General features: G+C 42.3%; 23 protein-coding genes. 8 read left to right on the forward strand and 15 right to left on the reverse strand.

Annotation, left to right across the window (positions count from 1 at the left end; all coding sequences use genetic code 11):
- Positions 1–5: 5 nt before the first annotated feature.
- Complete coding sequence (locus P855_RS0114505; RefSeq protein WP_028784248.1) at positions 6–365, reverse strand: flagellar basal body rod protein; 360 nt, start codon at positions 363–365, stop codon at positions 6–8.
- Positions 366–650: 285 nt separating this feature from the next.
- Here P855_RS0114505 and argF point away from each other — a divergent pair, with 285 nt between their 5' ends.
- A complete protein-coding gene (argF, locus tag P855_RS0114510; protein WP_051353243.1) occupies positions 651–1,676 on the forward strand; it encodes an ornithine carbamoyltransferase in 1,026 nt (341 codons plus the stop codon).
- A gap of 114 nt (positions 1,677–1,790) precedes the next feature.
- On the opposite strand, the gene P855_RS0114515 is transcribed toward argF, so the two are convergent.
- From P855_RS0114515 to P855_RS0114530, 3 genes are all read right to left on the reverse strand, one after another.
- The gene (locus tag P855_RS0114515; RefSeq protein WP_028784250.1) at positions 1,791–2,891 is read right to left on the reverse strand and encodes a M24 family metallopeptidase; all 1,101 of its coding nucleotides are present in this window, start codon (positions 2,889–2,891) and stop codon (positions 1,791–1,793) included.
- A 509-nt stretch (positions 2,892–3,400) separates the two neighbouring features.
- On the reverse strand, positions 3,401–3,535 hold the full coding sequence (locus P855_RS22660; RefSeq protein WP_268744493.1) for a hypothetical protein: 135 nt from the start codon (positions 3,533–3,535) through the stop codon (positions 3,401–3,403).
- Positions 3,536–3,558: 23 nt separating this feature from the next.
- Positions 3,559–3,939: a VOC family protein gene (locus tag P855_RS0114530; RefSeq protein WP_028784251.1), complete on the reverse strand. Its 381-nt coding sequence runs from the start codon at positions 3,937–3,939 to the stop codon at positions 3,559–3,561.
- Positions 3,940–4,104: 165 nt separating this feature from the next.
- Here P855_RS0114530 and P855_RS0114535 point away from each other — a divergent pair, with 165 nt between their 5' ends.
- Both P855_RS0114535 and P855_RS0114540 read left to right on the forward strand, forming a co-directional pair.
- Positions 4,105–4,506 (forward strand): hypothetical protein, encoded by a 402-nt coding sequence (locus tag P855_RS0114535; protein WP_028784252.1) that lies wholly within the window; start codon positions 4,105–4,107, stop codon positions 4,504–4,506.
- 19 nt (positions 4,507–4,525) lie between these two features.
- The gene (locus P855_RS0114540; protein ID WP_235062667.1) at positions 4,526–5,284 is read left to right on the forward strand and encodes an alpha/beta hydrolase; all 759 of its coding nucleotides are present in this window, start codon (positions 4,526–4,528) and stop codon (positions 5,282–5,284) included.
- A gap of 26 nt (positions 5,285–5,310) precedes the next feature.
- Here the strand turns inward: P855_RS0114540 and P855_RS0114545 are convergent, their stop codons facing one another.
- From P855_RS0114545 to P855_RS0114560, 4 genes are all read right to left on the reverse strand, one after another.
- Positions 5,311–6,375: a PQQ-dependent sugar dehydrogenase gene (locus P855_RS0114545; protein WP_028784254.1), complete on the reverse strand. Its 1,065-nt coding sequence runs from the start codon at positions 6,373–6,375 to the stop codon at positions 5,311–5,313.
- A 393-nt stretch (positions 6,376–6,768) separates the two neighbouring features.
- Complete coding sequence (locus P855_RS0114550; RefSeq protein WP_028784255.1) at positions 6,769–8,328, reverse strand: hypothetical protein; 1,560 nt, start codon at positions 8,326–8,328, stop codon at positions 6,769–6,771.
- 89 nt (positions 8,329–8,417) lie between these two features.
- A complete protein-coding gene (locus P855_RS0114555; protein ID WP_028784256.1) occupies positions 8,418–9,665 on the reverse strand; it encodes an OFA family MFS transporter in 1,248 nt (415 codons plus the stop codon).
- A gap of 231 nt (positions 9,666–9,896) precedes the next feature.
- Entirely contained in the window at positions 9,897–12,188 is a 2,292-nt protein-coding gene (locus tag P855_RS0114560) for an ATP-dependent DNA helicase (RefSeq protein WP_037986089.1), read from the reverse strand.
- Between the two features lie 184 nt (positions 12,189–12,372).
- Between P855_RS0114560 and P855_RS0114565 the strand changes: the two genes are divergently transcribed.
- Both P855_RS0114565 and P855_RS21090 read left to right on the forward strand, forming a co-directional pair.
- Positions 12,373–13,293, forward strand: coding sequence for an SGNH/GDSL hydrolase family protein (locus P855_RS0114565; protein WP_028784258.1), 921 nt, complete (start codon positions 12,373–12,375; stop codon positions 13,291–13,293).
- Between the two features lie 36 nt (positions 13,294–13,329).
- The gene (locus tag P855_RS21090) at positions 13,330–13,962 is read left to right on the forward strand and encodes a YpmS family protein (protein ID WP_037986090.1); all 633 of its coding nucleotides are present in this window, start codon (positions 13,330–13,332) and stop codon (positions 13,960–13,962) included.
- Between the two features lie 38 nt (positions 13,963–14,000).
- Here P855_RS21090 and helD read toward each other — a convergent pair whose 3' ends face one another.
- Positions 14,001–16,328, reverse strand: a complete 2,328-nt coding sequence (gene helD / locus P855_RS0114575; protein ID WP_327084785.1) for an RNA polymerase recycling motor HelD — start codon at positions 16,326–16,328, stop codon at positions 14,001–14,003.
- Positions 16,329–16,581: 253 nt separating this feature from the next.
- On the opposite strand from helD, the gene cysK reads away from it, so the two are divergent.
- Entirely contained in the window at positions 16,582–17,511 is a 930-nt protein-coding gene (cysK, locus tag P855_RS0114580; protein ID WP_028784260.1) for a cysteine synthase A, read from the forward strand.
- 157 nt (positions 17,512–17,668) lie between these two features.
- Here the strand turns inward: cysK and P855_RS0114585 are convergent, their stop codons facing one another.
- A complete protein-coding gene (locus P855_RS0114585) occupies positions 17,669–18,280 on the reverse strand; it encodes a trimeric intracellular cation channel family protein (RefSeq protein WP_028784261.1) in 612 nt (203 codons plus the stop codon).
- 221 nt (positions 18,281–18,501) lie between these two features.
- Here P855_RS0114585 and P855_RS0114590 point away from each other — a divergent pair, with 221 nt between their 5' ends.
- Positions 18,502–19,026: a helix-turn-helix domain-containing protein gene (locus tag P855_RS0114590; RefSeq protein WP_028784262.1), complete on the forward strand. Its 525-nt coding sequence runs from the start codon at positions 18,502–18,504 to the stop codon at positions 19,024–19,026.
- Positions 19,027–19,048: 22 nt separating this feature from the next.
- Positions 19,049–19,201 carry a sporulation histidine kinase inhibitor Sda gene (locus P855_RS21860; RefSeq protein ID WP_084315712.1) on the forward strand — a complete coding sequence of 51 codons (153 nt, stop codon included), beginning with the start codon at positions 19,049–19,051 and terminating at the stop codon, positions 19,199–19,201.
- A gap of 64 nt (positions 19,202–19,265) precedes the next feature.
- Here P855_RS21860 and P855_RS0114600 read toward each other — a convergent pair whose 3' ends face one another.
- The 5 genes from P855_RS0114600 to treC all read right to left on the reverse strand — a co-directional run bounded on the left by P855_RS0114600 (position 19,266) and on the right by treC (position 26,342).
- Positions 19,266–21,215, reverse strand: coding sequence for an aconitate hydratase (locus tag P855_RS0114600; RefSeq protein WP_028784263.1), 1,950 nt, complete (start codon positions 21,213–21,215; stop codon positions 19,266–19,268).
- 157 nt (positions 21,216–21,372) lie between these two features.
- A complete protein-coding gene (locus P855_RS0114605) occupies positions 21,373–22,785 on the reverse strand; it encodes an MBL fold metallo-hydrolase (protein ID WP_028784264.1) in 1,413 nt (470 codons plus the stop codon).
- Between the two features lie 206 nt (positions 22,786–22,991).
- Positions 22,992–23,498, reverse strand: coding sequence for a DUF6933 domain-containing protein (locus tag P855_RS0114615; RefSeq protein WP_028784265.1), 507 nt, complete (start codon positions 23,496–23,498; stop codon positions 22,992–22,994).
- Positions 23,499–23,921: 423 nt separating this feature from the next.
- Positions 23,922–24,635, reverse strand: a complete 714-nt coding sequence (treR, locus tag P855_RS0114620) for a trehalose operon repressor (RefSeq protein ID WP_028784266.1) — start codon at positions 24,633–24,635, stop codon at positions 23,922–23,924.
- 24 nt (positions 24,636–24,659) lie between these two features.
- Positions 24,660–26,342, reverse strand: a complete 1,683-nt coding sequence (gene treC, locus P855_RS0114625; RefSeq protein ID WP_028784267.1) for an alpha,alpha-phosphotrehalase — start codon at positions 26,340–26,342, stop codon at positions 24,660–24,662.
- Positions 26,343–26,397 lie beyond the last annotated feature (55 nt).

Below are 26,397 nucleotides of genomic sequence, written 5' to 3' on the forward strand. Positions count from 1 at the left end.
TTTGGTTAGTAATTTTTCATTTCCGCCCATTGCTTTTCAAAATTCGTGAACGGATCCTCTTTTTTTGAGGGTTCGATTGTCTCGTCATCAAGCTTTTCGTCATGCCAATGCTTATAAATTACATACAAGGCATATGCGGCACCAACACCTATAACCGCGTAAATGTTAGCAAATGCAATGCTTAGGATAAGCAGGCCTGCTATCACCCATCCGATTTTACCTGCTGTAGAATCGCTCTTGATGAATTGCCTGAATACGATATACAACAGCCATACGCTTACCCCAAGCAAAACCATCGGTCCAAGATTAGCCAGTAATACCAACAGAGCGATCAGCCCTGCAATAAACAACATAAACTTTTTCATCATCCTGCCTCCTTTCTGCTATCTTGACTTCATCTTACCTTGTAAATCGATGGTTAATAATGAGCCTAAGCTATATTTCCATATAAGACCTCAGGCGTATTATTTTTTATAAATTTTTCAAATAGCTCTGGTCATATAAAACATAATTGTGTTAATATACATATTATCGCATATTTATTCTGTTATTGGTTTCGGTTTGCCAATGGTAGAATCCGCTTTATTGTTCATACCTCAGGAATAGCACTGCATAAATATAAATTTAAAGGAAGAGAGGAGAAATGGTTAATGGTTCAGGAACAGGCAGTTGCCAAACCAGCCAGCACGCTGTTTGGTAAAAGCTTTTTGACACTAAAAGATTTTTCAGAGACCGAAATAAACCATCTGATTGATAAGGCAAAAGATTTAAAAGCTAAAAAGAAAGCCGGTATCCCCCATCGCTATCTGGATGGACAAAATATCGCTATGTTATTCGAAAAGCCTTCGACCCGGACACGATGTGCTTTTACGGTCGCATGTAATGACCTGGGGGCCCGGGCTGAATACTTAGGGAAGAACGATATTCAGCTCGGAAAAAAGGAATCGGTTCGGGATACAGCCAAAGTACTTGGGAGTATGTTTGATGGAATAGAATTTCGGGGGTTCAGCCACCAGACAGTCGAGGAATTGTCAGCCCATGCAGGGGTGCCCGTATGGAATGGGCTGACAGATCTCTATCATCCCACTCAGGTGCTTGCTGACTTTTTAACCATTAAAGAACAAGCCGGACATTTGAAAGGGATCACGTTTGTTTATATCGGTGATGGACGGAATAATGTGGCCAATAGCCTGTTGATCGGCGGCGCAAAAGTTGGGATGGACATACGGATTTGTTCCCCTGAAGCACTTTTCCCAGAAGAGTCGATTGTCCAATATGCCAATCAGACCGCAAAGCAGACAGGTGGCAAAGTGACTGTCACATCCAATATCGATGAAGCTGTTGCTGGCGCAGATGTTCTTTATACCGATGTATGGGTATCAATGGGGGAAGAAGATCAATTCGAAGAACGAATCAAACTGCTTCACCCTTACCAGGTCAATCAAACGATGGTGGAGAAAACGAATAATAAAGGTGTCATCTTTCTCCACTGTCTGCCGGCTTTTCATGATTTAGAAACAGCAGTGGGAAAAGAAATCCATAAAAAATTCGGATTATCCGAAATGGAAGTAACAGATGACGTTTTCCGCAGCAGGCATTCCTTCGTTTTCACCCAGGCAGAAAACCGCCTGCACACCATCAAAGCACTGATAGCAGCAACCAACCAAAAAGCATAGTTTATTTTGAGTGTCAGGGAGCGGTTACGTACTTAACATGGCTATATTCTGATTTAACCCTCCCTGCATGCCAAAAAAAGCGGATTACCTCTCGTGAAGGTAATCCGCTTTTTATTATTCTATGATCTGTAATTCTTTCGGAAACTTTGTTAATGTCTCATAACCGTCCTTTGTAATCAATACATCATCTTCAATCCTGACCCCGCCTATTGCCGGATCATAGATGCCAGGCTCAATGGTGTAGACCATCCCTTCTTTCAATTTCCCATCATTCAAGTGGCTCATCGAAGGAAATTCATGCACACTGATACCCATCCCATGCCCGATGCGATGCGGGAATTTGTCACCATAACCTGCAGATTCTATAATATTCCGGGCAGTCTGATCCAAATCCCCGATTCTCGACCCTGGCTTACTTATTTCCAAGGAAGCTTTCTGGGCTTCTAACACCGTTTCATAAATTTCTTTTTGTTTAGCATTGGCAGATTGGTAGACAAACGTACGTGTAATATCAGAAGTATAACCTTCAAGCACGACTCCTAAATCAAATAATACGAAATCACCTTCTTGAAGCTTGCGGTCGCCAGGAGACCCATGAGGCTGCCCGGACTTTTCGCCGAATAATACCATAGTGGAAAACGACATTTCACGGACGCCTTTTTTCTTGAGCTCATATTCGATTTTCGCAAGCACTTCCATTTCGGAAATTCCTGCCTGCAGAGCTTCTACACCTGCTTTCACACCGTAATCAGCCAGTTCAGCGGCACGACGGATAATATCTATTTCGGAGGCATCTTTGATCACACGCATCTCATTCAATATACCGGAAACGTCAACGATCTCCTGTTCCGGAAATAATTTTAATAACGATTCTGTTCTGCCATAGGATAGAACATCCTTTTCGATACCTAAAACGGATAGGCTGGTCTTTCCTTTTTCATTTAATGAGTCCCCTAACATGGCCCAAGGATCTTCATGATCAGCATAGCCGATTACTTCATATTGCCATCCAGTTTGACGCAGCTGTCCGCTTTCCATTGCAGGAACGATGGCTACCGGTTCCGCTTCCGGAAACACCATCAAACCTATCAGACGCTCATGTGGATCCGTATGAAATCCACTTAGATAAAAGAAATTCTCCTTCCCGTTAATAAAAGCTGCATCCATGCCAGCTTCTTTTAAATGCTGTCCCACTTTCTGCAAACGTCGCTTCATCCTGCCCACTCCTTCTATGTACTTTCTTCTATAATAGCGGAAAATACTAAGTCTGAAAAATTAGTGAAACTTGGCTTATAGCAAATTCCTTATGGTGAAAAGCCGCTTCTTTTACTTTAACCCTTTAACAAAGTTTAACCTTCTTAAAGGATAAGAAAAGCTGACCGAAAGAATGGTCAGCTTTTCTCTGTTCACTATCCCGCCATCAAAAACCTGTTATAACAGGTTTTTCATACTCTCGCCTATCTCTCTGAAATCATTCATCACCTTCATAAGCGAAGAATCAGCAAATTCCTTCCTGTCGATCCCCTCTTCACTCCATTCCGTCATCCCCTGTTGGAACTCCTGCTTGAACTGTTCACCCAAAGATAACAGCTTATCCTTCACCTCTTGAATATACGTCGGTATTTCGGTCTCTGTCACCTTTTGCTTAGTAGTATCATAAGCATTTTCTAAATAAGTCAGTATATTAGTTTCTTGTAAACTTTCTTTAGATTTTTCATAGGCTCCTATAAAAATTGCTCCACTTCCTGGACAACCTTCTCCCCGTCTTCGCTGTAACTACTAGAAGCTTGGACGATCCCTACTTGGCTGTATGCGGTCAGAAGTGAAGCCGTGAAAAACAAGACGAACATTTTTTTCAAATTCATTCCTCCCAGATGTATTACTATTGTTGAGGGACGTGGAACTCAATGATATGACCATCGGGATCACAGCAGAAAATTTGAGCAAAACCACTGGTACTATTGGGCTTCTCTTTTATTTCAATTTCACTGGCTTTCAAGTGTGCCGCTGTCTCCTGATAGCTGTCCACTCGGAATGCGACATGGTTCCCTCTTGTATCAATATGACGACCAGGGTTGTAGATAAACCCGGGATCCTCGATTAAATGCAGCTGTTTATACTCCCCGATCCGGTACCACGCACCCGCAAATGAGAAATTGGGTCTGTCTTCTTCCACTAACCCTAGTACTTCTCCATAAAAACGCTTCGCTTTTTCCAAATCACTTGTCTTTAAACTGATATGATGAATCATTGCCAGTTTCATATATTCTCTCCTTTTCATGTTACATTACTGATGAATTTTTATAAAACAAACCGTCTCTAATTAAATCGACATTCCTGTGACACATGTTTTCATCATGTCATGCTTCCGATATAATAAGGTGGTCATAGTGCTAATGATAGTATTTATTTTAGTAGGAGGAGTATTATGGATCGTACGCGTTTTCTAGTTCGTGTTTCAGCAATATATGCTTTGATAGGTGCATTTATCGGATCCCATATGGCTGGCGCAGGAGGTTATGAATTCAGAGCAGTTCACGCCCACATCCTTGTTGTCGGTTGGTTATCGCTATTTTCTTTTGCCATCTATTATAAAGTTTTCCCCATCCCCAAAAAATCAGTGCTTGCAACTACTCAGGTATGGACAGCTTTCATCGGGTCGATTGGACTGACAGCAGGAATGTGGCTCTATTACGTCAAACCTTTCGGGGACATGAACACTTTCAATCTCATCTTTTTCATTGTGGGCGGATCAATTTTAATGCTTTCCTTCATTGTGTTCGCCATTATGACGTTTGTCCAGGGAAACTATATTTCAGAAGATAACTGATAGGGAGGCAGGCACATTGATGAAAAAAATTTCTTTTAAGAATTCCCGTCATTTGAATTTGATTGGTGAGTTGTATCCAGCTTCACAGGAGAGGATTGTCATCATGTGCCACGGCTTCACTTCTGATAAATCTTTAAAAGGTAGATTCGACCGATTCTCCAAAGCCTTCCACCGGCATGGGTTCAGTGTATTGAAATTTGATTTCAGCGGCTGCGGGGAAAGCGATGACGACCGAATCACCCTGCAGAAAGAAATAGATGATTTACAGGCAGCCATTTCTTATGTGAAAAACTTAGGTTTTACGCGAATTGGCCTCTATGGTCACAGTCTTGGCAGCAGAGTCTGTCTGGAAAGTTTCACCGAAGGTGTCGAGGTTATCATGCTAAGCGGGGCCCTTACGGGGCCAATCAAATATGAGTGGACCGAACATTTCACGGAAGAACAGCTGGACGATGTGACAGTCCAAGGGTACCTTGTCGAAAAAACTCAAAGTCCTCACCGGGAGAATATTCAAATCGATCGTCAAATGCTCATGGATTTTGAAACGTGTAACCAACAAAAGCTCTTATCAAAAATCGACTGTCCCGTGTTGATTATCCATGGTGATGCAGACGAGGAAGAAGTAAAACTCTCCAACATTTCCAGACTAGGGATGAAATGGCTCCCTCCCCAGTCAAAGCTTGAAGTCATCCATGGCGCTAATCATACATTTTTTGGCTACCTGAATAAAGTAGAAAGTTTGCTCACTGACTGGCTGGTAAAACACCTCGCTCCCTAAATAAAATGGATTCTACCCCCAGCCCATCACTGATTAGTAACCTTAAACAAGCGATCATCGTCTGCTGCAGGAGAGCCTCGTCCATCAGTATTATTATTAATGAAATAAATATCCCCGTTTTCAATCGTGACATCGCGGATTCGCCCATATTCATCCGTCATAACCATGGGTTCCAATTCATTCAAGTCCATGGTACGGAGAGCCTGCCCGCGCAGACTGGAAATGTACAATCGATTATTTTCTATTGCCACTCCGGATGGGGCCCAGGTGTCGGTACCGGTATGGAAGATAGGCGTCACCATACCTTCTTGTTCTTCATCCCCTTTTATCACAGGCCAGCCATAATTACTCCCTGCTTCAATTTTGTTGATTTCATCATGAGCATTGGAACCATGCTCAGATGCATACATTTCCCCATTCTCTGTCCAGGCGATCCCTTGCGGATTACGATGTCCTAAAGTGTAGACGTAAGAATTTTCAAAAGGGTTATCCTCTGGTATGCTGCCATCCAAATTCATCCTGAGAATCTTTCCCGCCAGACTTCCCAATTGCTGGGCTGCACGTTGGTCCGAAGCATCGCCAGTCGTTATATACAGCTTGTTATCAGGACCAATTTTTATACGGCCGCCGTTATGAAAGCTGGAACCCGGTATACCCTCTATAATCACGTCAACCTCCCGCCATTGTCCATCTTCAAGACGTATGACAATCACCCGATTTTTCGTGGTGCCATCCTGTCGATAAGTATGATAAACATAAGCTTCTTTCGTTTCTGCAAAATCAGGACGGAGCTGGAAGCCGAGCAATCCGCCTTCACCTTGCTGGTGTATAGCCTTTTCAGTTATGACCTGCTGCCTTTTTTGCTTTGATTCCGCAGACCAGGTGACAATGTTTCCTTCTCGTTCCGTGATAAAAAATGTATCCCCGGCGATTTCAATATCCCACGGAGAATTCAAATTGGCAGTCAGCACTTCTATCTCAGACCTTTTCCCGTTATTTTTCTCAGGTGTCTTTGTCTCGGGTGACTCATTATTTGATGAACACCCAGCAACCAGAATCAATGTCAGGAATAAAAGCAACAATTTGTACATGATCCTCCCCCTTTCTTACTTCATTATACTTTTGGAAAATCGAATAGAAAGAAAGCTTCATTAATGATAAAAACCAGTCGGCCATTGAAAGGGATAACTGACAGACTGGTTTTTATAGTGTTCTGTTATTTTTCAGAGTTGTTTTCACATTGCTCCCTTTACTTATATGGCAAAGGGCGTAGGGGAATGGCGAGACTCCTGTGGGAAATGCGATGTTAGATGAGACCCCACAGAGCGTCAGCTCGAGGAGGCTCATCACTCGCCCACGGAAAGCGAGTTGTTCCCCTACGCCCTTCTCCTCTTACAATATCTCGAAATCAAGTCTTCGACTTTTCGGCCCTATAATTGAATAAGTCTCTTATGAAAACTCAATAACAACGTTTAACCGAGCCTTTAGAGTAGATATGGTCCAATGAATACAGTTACGAGCAAGAGGTGAATACCTACAAAATAAGTGAATTTCATTGGGATTCCCCAATCTTTCCACTTTCCTTCCCGCTCCATCAGCAGATAAGCAATTACTGCAAAAACTGTTAGTAACAACCAGGTACTACCTTGAAAATTCAAGTATTCCGGCATCCTGGACATCAGCTTTTCAGAAAATAACATGTCATTCCATAATAGTGCCGATAATATATATAGCGCCAGTGCTGTGTGCATCACCCATTTCTTTCCTTCTTCAACCACTCCTCCGAAAGCACCCATCATTAAGAAAATAAACAGAAATGGCCAAATATACCACATGAAAGTGATGAAAAAAGTAAACGGCGCGTATGAAAACATTCCCATTGTCTTACCCAGAGCGCTGATAAAATCAGCCTGTTTGTATCCTTCTGCTTTTGATATCAACACTTCCTCCCGGGAGGCGACATTGATTTCATTCGTTTCTCCCTTCGTATCCATCCATAGGACAGCCTCCCCTCCTACCCGTATTGGATTTACGGAACGCCCCGGTGTATTACTAAACCTGGTCGTCACCACTTGATTTTCATGGATTTTCAGCTCATACACATTGAATGCGGGAGTGTCTTTGTAGGTGGTCCTGGTTGCCCCGTGGGCAGCAAATAAAACGCTAGCACCGTTTTCATTCAGAGAAAGCTGCAAATTACTCCATTCTTTCAAACTCCCATGCCCAAAGGGGTCCTCTGCCTCTAAAGAATGTAAAGAAAGATCGTTCCCCTTTAAGTCCTCTGCTGCATAATAATAATAATACTTGGGATTACCCGAAACGCTTTGCTTTTGAAGCGTACCAATCATCAGGCCAAGATTCCTGCCCTGAACATCAAAGGCCACTTCTCTTACAGTTTCTCCTGATTTTACAGGGAAAGACTTTTCTGTTAGTAATTCCAGATTGTGCTGTTCTCCCATTTGATAAACTTTCAAATCGGACGAACTGTTTCCAGGAGTTACAGTAAGGATATGTAGACCAGCAGACGTTTCCTTTACATGGACATCCGCACGATTATTATCTAATTCTAAAATATTTTCAGATTGCAAGGTATCGGGATCAAGGTGAAATAATCGATTTTCCTGTAAGTAAACTACATGATTCTGTGTAGGAAAAAATCCATCAATTTCTGTCAGTTTCTCCCCCTCTTCCCCATGAAAAAGGGCTTGTGAATCCGTATAGAGCAGCGTTTCGCCATTGTTAAAAACCCGGGAAAACTTCTGATAGTCGATCGCATATGGACGCTCCGACTGCATCTCCCACTTCTTATCGTAAGTCCTTTCGATCAATGATTCTTCATAAAAGTAGCTTACTATGTAACCATCATCCTTTTCGTATATAAAAGGGGTTGTTCTCAGAGAAGTCTCTCCGATTTTCCAGCTTCTGCTTATCCCCTCATCTGCAAGTTCTGTAACTTTTTGCAAATTTTCAAAAAATAACAAAGCTGTCCCTGCCAATAAAATAATGAGCGGAAATATCCAATAACTTTTGTTCTTATACCACATCCAACCCGCACCTCCTACTACTATATTACACGAATGGAGTGGTAAAAAGTTTCAGAATATGTAAAAAAAGAAGGGGGATCCCCTTCTTTTTAAGCATTTGCCTTATTTTCTTTCCGCTTTTTTCTGATGTCTATCTTTGTCAAGATAGATACGATTAAAGCAATGACGAAAAAGCCAGCGAAGTAAAGCAAGCTGCTTTCATAGCTTCCTGTTGTATCTTTCATCCATGCAGCAAAAATAGGTCCGACTAAACCCGCCGCTGCCCATGCTGTCAGGAGAAACCCGTGGATTGCTCCTAATTCTTTCGTACCAAACAAGTCGCCGATAAATGCAGGAAGTGTAGAAAACCCACCACCATAACATGTATAGATAACTGCAAGGAAAATTACGAATAAGGCAGTTACGGTTGTCCATGGCAAGAGGATGAATAATCCTATTTGCAGGATGAAGAAAATCAAATAAGTATTACTTCGTCCAATATAGTCAGAGAGACTTGCCCAGCCAATTCTGCCTCCTCCATTGAAGATACCCATGACACCGACAAGGGTTGCAGCAGCTCCTGTACTCATTCCCACACTTTCAACTGCTAAAGGTTTCGCTGCAGAAATAACAGCGATTCCACAGGTCACGTTAATGAACAACATGATCCACAAATAATAAAAACGCTTTGTTTTGAGAGCTTCTCTCGCACTCAGGTAAGCAAGGTCTTTTTTATTCTCTTCTCCTGTATCACCTTCAAACCCTTCCGGCTTCCACCCCTCAGGTGGACGTTCGATATACAAAGAGGATAAAATCATGATAATGAAATAGCTGATACCCAGAATATAAAAGGTCATAGCAATTCCTACTGAGTCAATTAGCAGGTCCATTACCGGACTTGCTATGGCAGCAGCAAAGCCAAAGCCCATGATCGCCATACCTGTCGCCAATCCGCGGCGATCCGGGAACCATTTAACCAAGGTAGATACCGGTGCAATATACCCGACACCCAGGCCTACCCCGCCTAATACGCCATAGAAGATATACAGGAGCCAAAGAGACCCCATCTGGACGGCAAAACCAGAACCGGCCACCCCAATTCCAAAAAAGATAGCTGCCGTGATCCCTGCAACCCGAGGACCATACTTTTCAACAAACCAGCCTAAAAAAGCTGCCGATAAGCCTAAAAATAAGATCGCAAGACTAAAGGTGAACTGAACTTGACTGGAGGACCAGCCAAACTTTTCACCTAAAGGTGTAGTGAAGTTGCTCCATGCATAGACGGATCCAATCGAAATATGGATGCCAACTGCACACAAAGCAATTAACCAGCGGTTCTTTACTTTTTGATTCGACATTTCAAACCCTCCGTCAAAATTTCAGAAATATGGTACAGACAACTAATATCGCCATTTCCCTTATCCGCTTTCACAAAACTTGAAATTCACAAAAAGTTCATATTTAGTAGTGAGCTTAAAATTATCCTTCCCTAATTTTTTTTGGATATAAAAAAAGACGCAAATGATGCGTCAATTTTTTACGTAATTCTACAACCTGTATTATTTCCCCGGAAATAATGACGAATTTCCTCATTTGTTGACATTATAATGAGACCATTCAGACGGAAATAAACTTAAATATTTATTAGTAAGGAAACGGTCATCCACTAATAGGATGCTGCCATGGTCCTCCTCTGACCGGATCAACCTTCCTCCAGCCTGAAGTACTTTGTTCATACCAGGATACACATAAGCATAATCATAGCCATTTTTACCTTTTTTATCGAAGTAATTCTTTATTAAATCACGTTCCATACTTCTAGGGGCCAATCCTATTCCTACGATTGCAACACCGTTCAAACGATCTCCTCGTAAATCCACCCCTTCAGAAAACACCCCACCCAGCACAGCAAAGCCAATAAGCTTCTGGTCTTCTCCTTCTTGAAAACTTCCCAGAAAGTCATCACGTTCTTGCTCCGTCATCCCTTGGCTTTGGATAATGGAACGAAACTTCCTCCCTTGCTTATTCTGTTTTAACCACTCTGAATAAACGTGTTCCATATAATGATAAGAAGGAAAAAAGAATAAATGATTCCCTTTCACTCTTTCAGCCATATCATATAAACTTTCTGCCAACTGAACGCTGGTCTCTTCCCGATCTTTATACCTGGTCGACAACGGCCGAACAGTAATGTCTACCTGGTTATAGTCGTATGGGGAACCTAATTGCAGGATATAATCTTCCTTTTTTCCTCCCAGCATATCCTTATAATATGGGAAAGGGGATAAGGTTGCAGAAAAAAACACAGAAGCCCCATATTGTTTACTGACCTCGTTAAGTAAATAAGAAGGATCGACACAATACAAACGCAGGGCTACATTATTTTGTTCAATGCTGCCATAGATTACATAATGATCATCTACCAGCTGAAGTATTTTCAGAAAGTTTTGAGCTTCAAAATAAGTTTCGAGCAGCAAGTCGTTTTGTTCTCTTTCCGGTTTCTCCCTTAATTCCTGTTCTGCTTTTGCTACGAAGTGATCGACTGCTTCTTCCATCATTCCCGGTACTTCTTCCATTACAAAGTTTTGGTGTTTTTTATGGTCAGCAAAGAGCGTTTCATAAGCTGCCACCACATAATCTATTGCTTCCGACAGCTCTCCCCCTGCATAAAGCTCCTTTAAATCATTAAAGGCACCACTGGTCAGGTCAGCAGAAAACATCCCCCGGGACCTTTCGACAAGGTTATGCGCTTCATCTACAAGTAAAGCTGTTTGCTTCCTGTCTTCGTTTACCATCCTTTTCAAGGAAACCCTTGGGTCGAAAATATAGTTATAATCACCAATGACCACATCAACGATATAAGCGAGGTCGAGTGAAAACTCGAAGGGACAGACCCGGTGTTTTCTTGCGTATTCCTCGATCACTCCCCGGGTCATCCGGGTTTCAGTCCTTAAAATATCAATAATTGCGCCATTCACTCTGTCATAATATCCATCTGCGAATTCGCAGTATTCAGGCTGGCAGATCGTCTCTTCCTGAAAGCATATTTTATCCTTGGCCGTCAGTGTAACCGACCTTAGGCGCAGCCCGCTTTCTTCCATTAAAGCTAACGCTTCCTCAGCTGTCATCCGGGTGATCGTCTTTGCAGTAAGGTAAAACAGGCGCTCTGTCTCTGTATCGCCCATCGCTTTTACTGCAGGAAAAAGAGTAGAGATCGTTTTCCCGATACCTGTCGGAGCCTGTCCAAATAAGTTCCGTTCTTCTTTGATTGTCTTGTATACGGCCCCTGCCAACTTACGCTGACCAGGCCGATACGAAGAAAACGGAAAATTCAATTCAGTGATGCTGTGATGCTTCTCTTCTCTGATATTGGCGAGAATCCGCGCATAGGAAGTGTATGCAGCAATGGTTTCCTCCATAAAGTCTGCAAGGTCTTCAAATGAGCAGGTTTGTATGAATCGCTTCTTTTCTTTAGTAGTTTTTTGCACATAAGTCAACTGGACTTTTATCTCTTTCAGTTGATGATCCAGTGCGTAGATATACGCATACCCCTTCGCCTGCGCCCAATATACAGGGAAGCTATCAATTGTTAATTCTTCAAGCGGCATGGATGTTGACTTGATCTCATCGATGACAACACTTGTTTCAGTTTTCAACAAACCGTCACAACGCCCATGAACTATGATTTTCATACCTTCTTGTTGGAATTCTGTCTTTAAAAAGACCTCTTTCTCATCCTGATCCTTATACTCCCGCTGGATATGCTGGTGAATGATCGTTCCTTCCATAAGGGAACTGCTCGAACGAAAACGGTTATCAATGTCTCCTCCACGATAGACATATTCAACGAGGGAGCGGATAGATATCTTCATTTCTTTCATGATATTTTCACCCTCAATTATCATTAAATCCTTGGCCACGGACAATTTGTCAGCATTAAAACCGAAACATGTATAATAAACGTTTGTCTATTAGAATATTACTGTAATAAGGAAACAAAATAATTTCCACAAACCAGTGGTAAAGCATATAATATAGGAAAACAAACAATACAGGTGTGATACTGTGAAAAACAAATCATTTTTTCTTATAATCACGGCCATCATTCTAGTGACAGGCCTTTTTATTATAGCAATTTCACAAGAACAGCCTGCTACTAATAATGATACGGCTCAAACGCCCCAAGAGCAAGCAGACGATACAACAGCACTCGAGGAGAATGAAGATCTCCCGGAAAACAGCGATACACCTGAGGAAGAAGATAAAACGCTTGGTGAGGATATAAAAGACTCGTTTACCAACGCTCTTGAAAACGCAGTAGGATTGTTCCTTAAAAAAGACCTGAAAATAGTAGCAATAGGGGATTCCCTGACCCAGGGAGTCGGGGATGATACCGGGAATGGCGGCTATGTTGGTATTCTGGAAGAGAATTTACAGAATGCAGAGCTTTATCCTAACCTGAAAATAGAGAATTATGGGAAGCGCGGCAATCGTACGGATCAGCTGATCAAACGTATGAAGACGGAGGAAATATCCAATTCCCTTGAAGATGCGGACATTGTTTTAATCACAATCGGAGCCAATGATGTCATGAAAGTCATCAAAGATAACTTCCAAAATTTGGACTATCAGGATTTTGTAGAAGTTCAGGATCAATATAGACAGAATTTAGAAGAAATATTTCAAATAATACTGGAAAAAAACCCGGATGCCAGCATTTATCATTTAGGTCTATTCAACCCATTTGAAGGCTATTTCACTAATATCCCTGAAATGGGGCGAATCATGAGCGATTGGAATCAAATCGGCATTGAAGTATCAGAAGAATATGATGCAGTTACATTTATCCCTATTGAGGATCTCTTTACAAATGCAGAGGAAAGGCTGTTGTGGGAAGATCATTTCCATCCGAATAAAAAAGGATATAAACTTATTGCCGAGCGCGTGTTAGAATATATAAGACCAGATATTGAGCAAAAGCAATGACACGGTTGAAATTCATAATTTATCAGGTGGAATGATATGAAATTTATAGACTTCAAAAATAAATGGAAAGTATTATTCTTAGCACTCGCAGCTCTGAACATTGGGATCATTATATGGATATTAGCTTTGATTTTTTTACCTACTTCCTATACGATCGTCAATGTTGAGGATCAACAGAAAACGGAAGAAGCAGAATTTACAATTGTCTCGACCAAAGAAAACCTTGAACAGCTCGTCAATGAGTTCTTAAGTCAGCTGCCAAGCGATGATGACTTGAACTACTCCGTGTCATTAGAGCGCAACGTCGAATTGAAAGGCAACATCAAAGCATTCGACCAAAAAATACCATTGAAAATGAACTTTGAGCCTATTGTTCAGGAAAATGGAGATGTCGTTCTTCAGCAGGAGGGAATATCACTCGGAAAGCTGCCGCTTCCCAATAAAAAAGTATTAGAGTATGTCAATAAGAGTTTCGATCTTCCTGAATGGGTTATCATAAACCCGAACGAGGAAACCATTTATGTAGCAGTCACTGAGATGAAACCCGCCAGCAATTTCGACCTCCGGGTAGATCGTTTTAATCTGAAAACAAACCAGCTTGCCTTTAAGATCAGAGTCCCGAACCACAGCTTCCGGTTCGCACAGGAATTTGCAAAAGAGAATTTTTAAACAACCCCCCCTGTTTCCATGATAACAGGGGGGTAATTTCATTCGTATTCATATAAGTCTCTTGGTATCTGTTTTAAAAAGGGACTCATTTCTCCGATATAACAAATATCCAATTCATGCATAGCCCTTGTGCACGCAGTATAAAACAGTTTACGTTCACTTTGATCGAAATAAGTGGATGCAGATGCATCCGGAATAATAACAGAATCAAATTCAATTCCTTTAGCCAAATAGACCGGCAAAACCATTAAGCCTTTTTCAAATGGCTGTGATTCTTTATAGATAAAACGAAGTGAAAATTCACCTTCTAATTCAGATACAATCTCCTGACATTCCTCTTTAGTCCTTCCAAGAATCGCTATAGTTTCCTGTCCTTCCCGCTGTCGTTCTTTAATTATTTTCTTCAGCTGTTTTACCTGCTCTGTCTCCTTATGAAGACTATGGAGGCGTGGAAGCCTTCCATCTCGGTTAAACGCCTCAATTTCATGACCACCCGGAATCAGCTTGCTCGTAAAGTGGACAATCGGCTTTGTGGAACGATAACTGCGCATCAGCCGGATGCGCTTTACATTTTCATACCCGCCTGCGGCTTCAAGAATAGTTGGGGCCTCTCCCACATTGGCCAGGATCGCCTGGTTATAGTCCCCTAATAAAGTAAAGTGCGCATTAGGGAAAAGCTGCTGGATGAATTCAAATTGGAAGGGAGAATAATCCTGTGCTTCATCGATGAATACATATTGGATAACAGGATTTATTTTTCTCCCTTCTATCTGATCCTGCAAATATAAATACGGCGTAATATCTTCTGCCGGAAGCTTTTTTGATTGGATAGCAGCAATAGTACTTTCCCCTATCTCTTTCCATTTCCCCGGATAATCTGCTGGTAAATCCTGTTCGAATAACCCTTGATATACCCTTTTCATATGAATAAACTTTAAGTTTTTGATTTTATTACGTAATGGCCGAAGACTGCGATCGACGATCATTTTCGCCAGCATCTGCTCTTCCCTCTGATAATCATCAAACGTTTCCTCATTGAAACGCTGATTCTTTTGCAGTTCTTTGAAGGCGTCCAGATAATCTTTTTTATCCATGAAAGAAGCTTCTTCCACCGGCCAGTCTTTCGTTAATTCTTCTTTAGCTAAATCGTCTACCTTCGCTAACAGCCAATCCATCACCAGTTCTATTTTATTCGGAATCGACATGTTGGCATTTAACTGATAAAAATAATCGGTTATATCTTTTCCACTGACTATCGGTTCACCACGGAACTTGATATTGCGGAACTTCATCCCTTGTGTTGCGAGCTTACTGACATATTCATCTATCATCTTCTTGAAGGCCAGCTCAGCCTTATAATGAATCCCGTCAACCCTTGCCTCATAGTTGTTCGCCGACTGTGCTGTTAACAAATATTCCAACTGCTCGAATGGGGATTCCAATGTATATTCATCATCCAGCCGTTGTGCGGCATATTCTTGAAATGTATTTTGGCGCATATTTTCTTCTCCGAGCTCAGGCAGAACGGAGGACACATAACTGATGAACATTTGGTTCGGGGAAAACAGCAAAACCTGATCAGCCCGGATTGTTTTGCGGTAGCGATATAGCAAATAGGCAATACGCTGCATGGCAGCAGAAGTTTTCCCGCTTCCGGCAACACCCTGTACAACAAGCATGTTATTTTTTTCATATCGGATAATTTGATTTTGTTCTTTTTGTATTGTTGCTACGATACTTTTCATTTGAGAGGTTGCATTGCCGCCAAGTACCTGCTGCAGCAGTTCATCACCTATCGTCAGACCTGTATCAAACATTCCCGTGATTTTCCCATTTCTAATTATAAATTGACGTTTGAGTTCCATCTCACCTTTAATCTTGCCTTCAGGCGTCTCGTAGTGTGCTGGTCCTGGGGAGTAGTCATAATACATGCTTGCAATAGGAGCACGCCAATCATAAATGAGGAAGTCATCCTCATCCTTATCCATAAGGGAGCCGATACCAATATACACCGTTTCTTTTTGACCGCCTTGCTCGGTAAAATCGATCCGACCGAAATATGGTGAGTCTTCCAGGCGACTGTAAAGTTTGATCGACTTATAAAATTGCCCGTGACTTCGCTCCCGTTCGGATAAAAGCTCTGCTTGCTGCTTTATACTGGCATAAGTCTCAATCACTTCGTCCGGTTCATCAATGTTGACGGTGACATCTTCCCAGAAATTTTTTCTTAAACTAATGATGTTTTCTTTTAGCTGCCCGGTGTTTTCTTCCAGTGATTGTCTCTTTGCCTGGATAAGCCCGGTGATCTCTTCGACACGGGCTTGTTCCTGCTTCCATACACGGGTATTTTTATCCAATGGCTTCACTCCCCATCTTTTCTATCTATTCCTGTTGACAACAGATGATTGATGTAGTAAAATTATAATTGGGTAATTTTATAATTTTACAATATATGAATAGACGTTTCTTATTCTACTATACGTTGAAAGAAGAAACAATATGTAAAGGGCACTTTTGTGTCCTTTTTTATATGAGCCAACCAATTCCTATCACCTTAGTAGGTATTAGAGTTTATAATATGTTAAAATACTATATATATGATGCAAAGGATGTGACGGCATGAAAGTTGTAAATAATATGGCAGAATTGATCGGAGATACACCACTGGTCAAACTGAATCGTCTTTCTCCCGAAAATGGGGCGGATATATACTTGAAACTTGAAATGTTCAACCCTAGCGGCAGCGTAAAAGACCGTGCTGCTTACAATATGATTGTAGAAGCTGAAAAAGCAGGTCATTTGAAAGAAGGCTCCGTCATCATTGAGCCGACAAGTGGAAATACCGGTATAGGTCTGGCTATGAATGCTGCAGCTAGAGGCTACCGTGCTATCCTTGTCATGCCGGACACCATGACACAGGAACGAATCAATTTGCTAAAAGCTTACGGCGCAGAAATCATTTTGACACCTGGAGCTGATAAAATGCCTGGTGCCATTGAGAAGGCCAAAGAACTGGTAGCTGAAACTCCAGGAGGATTCATGCCGATGCAATTTGAAAATGAAGCCAACCCTGATGCCCATCGGTACACTACTGCTACGGAAATTATTAAAGCGATGGAAGAGTTAGGCAAACCATTATCGGCTTTTGTGTCCACAGCGGGTACCGGTGGAACAATTACAGGCACAGGAGAAGAGCTAAAAAAACATTTTTCCGATATGACCATTCATGTGGCAGAGCCAGCAGGCTCCCCTGTATTATCAGGCGGAAAGCCAGGCAAGCATAAACTTGTCGGCACAAGCCCGGGATTCATTCCAAGCATCTTGAACCAGGAAGTCTATGACGAAATTTTCAAAATCGAAGATGATGATGCTTATGATATCACCCGTCGGTTAGCACGTGAAGAAGGAATTCTTGTTGGAACTTCTGCAGGCGCAGCCTGCTATGCAGCTATCCAGGTCGCGAAACAGAAGAACCCGGGCGAAGTGATTGTCGCCATCGCACCGGATACAGGTGAACGCTACCTATCCGGCGATTTATTCCGTGTTTGAGAACTGAAGCTTAAGTGCCTAGCTGGTAATGACGTTTTAAGAAAAACGCCACGGCTTGTGCGGAATAGAGGCAGCCCGATCCATTACACTAATGGTCGGGCTGCTTTTTTCATATTCACGCTTCATCTTTTTCCGGAATACTAGACGGCGGCACTTCCTATACACGATAAAGGTCGCGAAAACGTAAATGCCAGCCTAAGTGATAGGAAAGCACTCTGAGCAGGATAATCACAAAAAATAAGAGGTACATCTCAAATGTCTGATTGACGTCCACCCATTCTAATCCAATGGCTAAACCCGCAAGCATAGCCCATACAGCATAGATTTCCTGGTGCAGTACCATCGGTTTCCGCTGGGCTAACACATCCCTTGTCATCCCCCCGCCGACTCCTGTCAAAATAGCTGCAAAAATTACTCCTCCGAGAGGAAATCCTGTATCCACCGCAAAGGCAGCTCCCTGGATAGCAAAGGCAGATAAACCGATAGCATCCAGATAGATGTTCCAGCGGTCCCAAAACATGACCCAGTTTTTAGGGAAAAAGTAAACGATCGCTATCGTCGACACGGCTATGTAAAATAGATAGCCCTGCTCCCACACATGGACTACCGGTAAGTCTAAAGCGATATTCCTGATAATACCACCCGCAAAAGGAGTAGCGATTCCCAACATGAAAGTGCCAAATATATCGTACCGCTCGCTCAAAGCAACAATTGCCCCACTAAAAGCAAAAGCAGCCACAGCAATAATATTAAGTAAATCCCAAGCCATTGTGAATTTCTCCTTGTCATCCATTATACTTAATATTATCAGGATTACCTGTTGACCACCAATGATTTTTGTTTTTTAGTAAGGTCCTGCCAGGTTAAAAGAACCTTTCTACAATCTATTTCCCTGCTTTTCTATTAGTGTTGCAATTTGCCACAAGGAAATATGATGATTATGCAGAATTACTAACTATAGAAGTATGGCTACAGTGAGGAAGCGGTTAAATGAGAACATGGCTGATTAAGCTTAGAAAAGAAAAAATGTACACGCAGCAGGAAGTAGCATCAAAGGTTCATATCGATCGGGCATACTACGCTCAAATCGAAAACGGAGCACGCAATCCCAGTATATTTGTCGCTAAACAAATTGCAGATTTTTTTCATATCCACCCATCTGTTTTTTTCACAGAACACATCAGCGATCCTTTTCAAACCGCCTTGCTGAGCTCACCAGTGGTACTGGCCCATTGTGGAAAAGATTTACGTTACACCTGGGTTTTTAACGCCCCTTCCCATTATAGTGAGAATTCCCTACTGGGAAAAAGGGATGATGAATTGGGTTCCAGCGAGGGAATGCTCACCTTAATGAAAATGAAACGCGAAGTAATCAAGGAAGGAAAGCCGCTTCGTAAAACCATCCGTTTTGAAAGACCGGAAGGATGTACCATTTACGATGTATTCGCCCAGCCTATATGGGATGAAGAAGGTAACATCACTGGCGCTGCCACTTGTGCCACGAAGCTTTCCTGACTTTTGAAAGGAGTACCTACACATGGAAAACCTATCCTATGAAATGTTAATCCAGGCTTATCGCGCTGCACTTAAGCTGAATGTGGATGATGAATTTATAGAGCTGCTGAAGCAGGAAATGAAGCGCCGGGAAAGGCAGCAGGACAATGCTCCAGGTTTCCGCTCTACGAGATAGCCTCCTTTAAGACAAGAAAAAAGGACGCAGATCGTCTACGTCCCTATAGTCTTCCTGTATTTATTCACCGATGCAAACGTTCCTTCACCCAGTTGATCAAACCACCCATAAGGATGAACTCTAACTGACGCGGTGAAAGTGCATGCTCTACTTTGATGGATTTATCTTTCCCTTTCACTTTTACTTCAAATCGATTGCTTTCTTTAATTTTCTCCCTTAATTCCTCAAACTGTAATACGTCTCCTTGTTCTAACTCTTTCCAATCTGACTCATCGACAAATGTGACCGGCAGGATACCGAAGTTAGCCAGATTCTGCCAGTGTATTCTGGCAAAGTCCTTAACAAGCGCGACCCTCAAACCAAGATATCGGGGAGCTAATGCAGCATGTTCACGACTGGACCCTTGTCCGTAGTTTTGTCCACCCACAATAGCGTGGCCACCATGGTCACGAATATCCATGGCCCGATCATAATAGGTCTCATCAACAATTTCAAAGCAAAACTTACTGATCTCAGGAAGATTACTTCGGTATGGAAGCACTCTTGCTCCTCCAGCCAGGATTTCATCCGTTGATATGTCGTCACCCATTTTCAGTAATACAGGAAGTTCTAAATTTTTCGGAAGTCCTTCCATTTTCGGAATGGTAGCTATATTCGGCCCCTTCACCAACTCTACCTGCTTAGCCTCTTCTTCTGGTAAAGGCTCCTGCAATAAATCAACGTCAACTGTTGGGTTTTCAGGTTCGTGAACTTCCGGGTAATCCATATCAAGTGTACGCGGGTCTGTGATCACACCAGTAAGCGCAGATGCAGCCGCCGTCTCCGGACTGACAAGAAATACACGATCCTCTTTGGTCCCGGACCTGCCAGGGAAGTTACGCGGCGTAGTCCGTAAGCTGTTTCTGTCAGTCGCCGGAGCCTGACCCATACCGATACAACCATTACAGCCTGCTTGATGCAAACGTCCTCCTGATTGGATGAAGTTAGCGATATGGCCTTCTTTCGAAAGATCAAGCAACATTTGTCTGGAAGTAGGGTTCAAATCAAACGAAACATTTTCTGCCACTTTACGACCCTCTACCATTTTTGAAGCAATGGCAAAATCACGGTAGCCGGGGTTGGCAGATGATCCGATATATGCCTGATAAATCGGTTCGCCGGCTACTTCACGGACAGGAACAACATTTCCAGGACTTGTCGGCTTGGCAATCATCGGCTCTAATTCTGAAAGATTGATTTCTTCTTCCAAATCATACGTGGCACCTTCATCCGCTTTAAGTTCTATCCATTCCTCTTCTCTCTGTTCCTGTTTCATGAAGCGCTTCGTTTCGTCGTCTGATGGAAAAATAGTGCCTGTCGCACCAAGCTCTGCTCCCATATTGGCGATAACATGCCGATCCATTGCAGACAGGTTCTTGACCCCTGGTCCATAATATTCAAAGACATGATTTGCCGCCGCCTTCACGCCATGTCTTCGAAGCATTTCCAGGATAACATCCTTGGCGCTTACCCAATCTGGTAATTCTCCGGTCACTTTTACGCCCCACACTTTCGGCATTTTCACATAAAACGGTTCCCCTGCAATCGCCATCGCTACATCAATTCCACCGGCGCCGATTGCCAGCATACCCATGCAGCCATTGGCACATGTGTGGCTGTCGGAACCTAACAACGTCTTACCGGGCCTTGCCAGACGCTGCATGTGAACAGGGTGGCTGACACCGTTTCCAGGTTTACTGTAGTAAAGTCCGAAGCGCTTAGCAGCACTTTGCAAAAACAAGTGGTCATCAGGATTCTTGCTGTCCTCTTGAATCAAATTATGGTCCACATACTGAGCAGAAGCTTCTGTCTTGGCTCGATCGACACCCATTGCTTCCAATTCCAGCATAACCATTGTTCCGGTAGCATCCTGGGTGAGGGTCTGGTCGATTTTCAGACCGATTTCTTCCCCTGGAGTCATTTCACCTTCAACAAGATGATCTTTAATCAGTTTTTGAGCTACATTCAAGCCCATTTTATTCCTCCTTTTCTTCTCAGAAACAATTGTAAGTATTTCCAATAATCATATATTCAGCCTATATATCCCATTACCCGCAACTGGAGTGGAGTATTCCCTGTATTTTTCCATGAAAAATACACCCGCATATCTATGCGGGTGCTTCATAAATTACTTATTTCTCTTTTACTACTGGAAGATCTTCTTTAACCCAGGCATCGTATCCACCTTCAAGGTTTTTCACGCCTTTAAAGCCGTTCTTTTGCAGGACACTGGTTGCAATGGCAGAACGGGCTCCAGACAGACAATGGACGACAGGAGTTTTGCCTTCTGGAATTTTATCGAGATTGTCTGGAAGAGTACCAACGAAGATATGCTCAGCATCTTCTAAGTGCCCTTCATTCCACTCTGACTCTTCACGAACATCGATGGTGACATAGTCATCATCTTTCTGGTATTTATCACGCAGCTCTTTTGGCGAAATGTTCTCATAAGTTTCCAGGTTGGACTGTTTAGAGACATCCTCTGCCTTTACATACGCTACCGCACGGTCAAGCCCGATCGATTGCAGAGTAAGGTTGATATCATAAGTGTTTTCCTCATCAGCGATCAATACGATATCTTTATCATAATCCATCATCCAGCCAGCCCAATTGGCAAATGACTTATTAAATGGAATATTGATCGTTCCCTCTATATGACCCTTAGCAAATTCCTGCTTAGGACGGGTATCCAGTATAATCGTATCGTCATTCTTATAACTATCCAGTTTATCGATAGAAATCTGCTCTAAGTCTTTATCTTCCAGGAAATCCGGACCTTCTTTATTAATTTTCTTCATCATAGCGAAATATTTCGGCGGTTCTGGCTGCCCGTCAAGAAGACTCTTAACAAATTCATCTTCAATGTCTTCTTTAACTGCCCAGTTATTGAGTTTTTCATAACCTACAGTAGAAAGAGGTACAGCGCCTAATGACTTACCACAGGCACTTCCGGCACCATGCCCTGGCCACAGCTGGACATACTCAGGCAGTTCCTTGAATTTTTTCAGGGATTCAAACATTTGATGCGCACCTTTTTCAGACGTACCTTCTTCTCCTGCTGCTTTTTCAAGCAAGTCCGGACGTCCGACATCCCCTACAAACACGAAGTCGCCAGTAAAAATACCCATTGGAACTTCCGAGCCGCCTCCTTCATCTGTCAATAAGAAGGAAATGCTTTCCGGGGTATGGCCCGGTGTATGCATGACATCAAAGCGGACCTTTCCGATATAAAATTTATCTCCATCGTTAAGCAGCTCATGGTCAACATCATCTAGATACTGATATTTCCAATCTCCGCCACCTTCGTTGGAAAGATAGAGTTTTGCATTTGTACGCTTAGACAATTCACGAGCTCCGGAAACGAAGTCTGCATGGATGTGTGTTTCTGTCGTTGCTGTAATGTTGAACCCTTCTGCTTCAGCCGTTTCCAGATAAGGTGTAATATCACGGGCTGGATCGACAACTAGCGCTTCACCCGTTTTCTGACAACCGACCATATAAGACATCTGCGCAAGATTTTCATCGAAAAAATATTTGAAATACATGTAATACCTCCGTTTTTCATTTTTTCATTGTATATACATTATATACCCAGTACGGTATATTCGTAAACCTTTAAGCTTCCTCGAAAAGGAGTTCATATATACCCATATCCGTTTGTGCTTCATTTAAACTTGGGGTTAAAAAAACCGCCATATGAACACACCCTATTGTCCGTTCTAATAACAAAGGTGCAGTTCACAGGCGGCTTTCATTTATTTTCATTATAATAGGCAATCAAAGTATCCAACGGCTTTAATTCTTTCAATGGGGATAAAATAATCCGGTTGTTTTTTTCATTTACTTCGATAGCGTCAATCTCCTCGTAGGATAATCCTTGCAGGACATGTTCCATCCCAAGCTTTATTTCATTCATCATGCCAAGAACACTGCGGTCATGAGTTTTTGTATAAACAATTTCCTGCCCTGCCTCCAGGAAATCATCGATGATAGCTTGGTCGACTTTAAGTAATCTTAGCAGCTCTCTTAATGAGCCCATAATGACTTGATCCATATTTTTGAATTGCTCCTGTTTTAAACCGAACAACGTCAAATTCAGCCCGGTCTCATCATTCATCAATAATATACATTTTCTCCGCTGAATAGTAAAAAAATTCATATGCCATTGATAAATTCGCGGGCTATCAACAGCATCTGCAGGCTGAACTTCTTTCTTCAATTCTTTTGCCATTTTAGCTGTAACGCCTATTTGCATCATCCTGAAATCACCTACTTCTGTAAAATCGGTCTTTCATCTATTTTTCATCTTAAAGTATAAATCCATACAATCCAAGTAAATCGCTGGCGTAATAATGAACCTTTGAAAATTGTTAAACATTTCATAAGGGGCTTATTCAACAAAAGGGCCAAAAGTCGAAAACTTGATTTCGAGATATTGTTAGAGTTGAGGGTCTTCGGGAAACGATTCGCTTTCCCCATTCCTCATATGGTAACGGCCCCAATTGTCTCGAAACTGAGTCTTCAGCAATTGGGAGCTTATCTGGAAAATACGGAGATTTAACGAAGTCTCTAATAAATAAACACTTCCAATAGAAGCTGCTATATTCGCTCCTTATGGAAGTGTTCTTCAATGATTTTCTCTTAATGGAAACTAGATTCTCTTTTGCTTAAATCAGGAAAGTTATTTGCTGCGCCGGGCGAAATCCACAAACCTGAATTTATCCGGGCGGTGCCTGGATTCGGTGAATTGAAAGAGGGTGGTATCCTCCAGATAAACAAAACTGCGGATGACCACCATTTGATCGTGGTTGTTCACATCCAGCAATTCCCGGTCTTCTTCCGACACCGGTTCGACGACAATTTCTTTTTTTGCATAGCTGATGGCCAACCCCAACTTATTTTCAATATATTCATACAGTGAATCTTCACAAATGGTTTTGGTCAATCCTGGTACAATATCCTGTCGGATGTAATCCTTGTCCAGAATGACTTTTTCTCCATCTATATTCCTTGAACGTACAACACGCCAGATTGGAACTTTTTCAGTATTATCCAAAAGCTCGGCTAACTTCCTGTCGGGTTCTAACAAGTATAACTCATGTACTTTTGTCTGGATTTGCTGGCCGGATTGATTCGTCAATTCCTTGAAGCTTGTCAGTCCGGAAACAGGAAACTCATATTTATCACTGTCCAGTACGATCGAGCCTTTCCCTCTCACTTTTTGAATATAACCGTTTTGCGCTAAAAGATGAAGGGCTTTACGGATCGTTTCCCGTGATGTATCATAACGCACGCAAAGCTCATGCTCAGACGGCAGTCGTTCTCCTGCCTTGAAACTGCCGTCCCTGATAGACATGACGAGTTCATTGTAGATATCTAAATATTTCTTTTTCATAGAATCACCATTACCATTTTAACATTAGTGGATGTGATAAACGACGGACTCATACGGCCGCAATCCTGCCCCCGCGTAGATATCCTTGTCTGAATCGTCGTAATTGCTGATCAGGATATCCACTTGCTTCCCTTTTAGGTCGAATTTCTCCGGCATTTTAAAACGCGTTGCCAACCCATAGAAGTTATTGACAACAAGAAGGGTTTCGTCTTTCCACTTACGTACATAAGCGAAAACCTGTTCATCCTCCTGTAGAATCCATTCGTAATCCCCGTAAGTGATAATGTCAAATTCTTTACGAAGTTGAATTAACTTTTGGTAATGATAGAATACGGAATCTTTTTGTTCCATAGCCTTTTGAGCATTGACCGTCTTAAAGTTGTCAGCCACTTCAATCCATGGATCAGATTTAGAAAAACCGGCATTAACGCTATCATCCCATTGTACTGGGGTTCGCGAATTATCCCGTGACTTCTGCTTCAATATCTCGATAATTTCCTCTTCGGTAATCCCTTCTTCTTTCAAAATTTGATACATATTCAATGATTCCACATCCCGGTACTGATCAATAGAATCAAAATAAGGGTTAGTCATACCGAATTCCTCACCCTGGTAGATATAAGGTGTTCCTTGCATCATGTGTATCGTTGTCGCCAGCATTTTCCCTGACTCTACCGGATAGTTGACATCATTACCAAACCGTGAAAGTACACGGGGCTGATCATGGTTACACCAGAATAAAGCGTTCCAGCCTTTGCCGGCATTCATTTCTTTCTGCCAGGTAGACAGGATTTTCTTTAATTCATAGAAATCAAAATCAGCAACTGTCCATTTTTCACCGTTCGGGTAATCGACCTTTAAGTGGTGGAAGTTGAACGTCATGCTAAGCTCTTTACGTTCTGGACGGGTATAAAGAATACAATGATCGATGGTTGTTGAAGACATTTCTCCGACAGTAAGCAAGTCGTATTTTCCAAATACCTCCCGGTTCATCTCCTGCATATACTCATGGACTCGAGGTCCGTCGGTATAATACTTGCGTCCATCTCCCGGAGCGACACTGCCATCATCATCCGGAAATGCCTGGTTTTTGGAGATCAGATTAATCACGTCCAAACGGAAACCATCAACACCTTTTTCCGCCCAGAAACTCATCATTTCATAGATGCTTTTACGAACTTGTTCATTTTCCCAATTCAGGTCGGCCTGTGTAACATCAAATAAATGGAGGTAATACTGATCAGTCTGTTCGTCATACTGCCAGGCAGAACCGCCGAATTTTGATTTCCAGTTGTTCGGCGGTCCACCGTCTTTGCCATCTTTCCAAATGTAATAATCGCGATAAGGATTATCTTTCGATTGCTTAGCTTGCTGGAACCATTCATGATCGGTCGACGTATGGTTCACAACAATATCCATGATCAGCTTCATGCCGCGGTCATGGACGCCGGTAATCAGTTCGTCAAAGTCTTTCATCGTCCCATATTCCGGATGGATATCATAATAGTCGCTGATATCATATCCGTTGTCCCGCTGTGGGGATTTATAAGGTGGAGTCAACCAAAGGACGTCGACCCCTAATTCTCTCAAATAATCCAGTTTTTTCACAATACCTTGCAAATCACCGACACCATTTCCTGTGGTATCATTAAAACTTTTCGGATAGATCTGGTAAACTACCGCTTTCTTCCACCATGCTTCATTCATAAAAACACCACCAACATATAGTAATACTTAGCACAATATAAACCTCAGTCGTTTG

Origin of the sequence: Thalassobacillus devorans MSP14 (assembly GCF_000496835.1) — a bacterium.
Classification (GTDB): Bacteria; Bacillota; Bacilli; order Bacillales; family Halobacillaceae; genus Thalassobacillus; species Thalassobacillus devorans_B.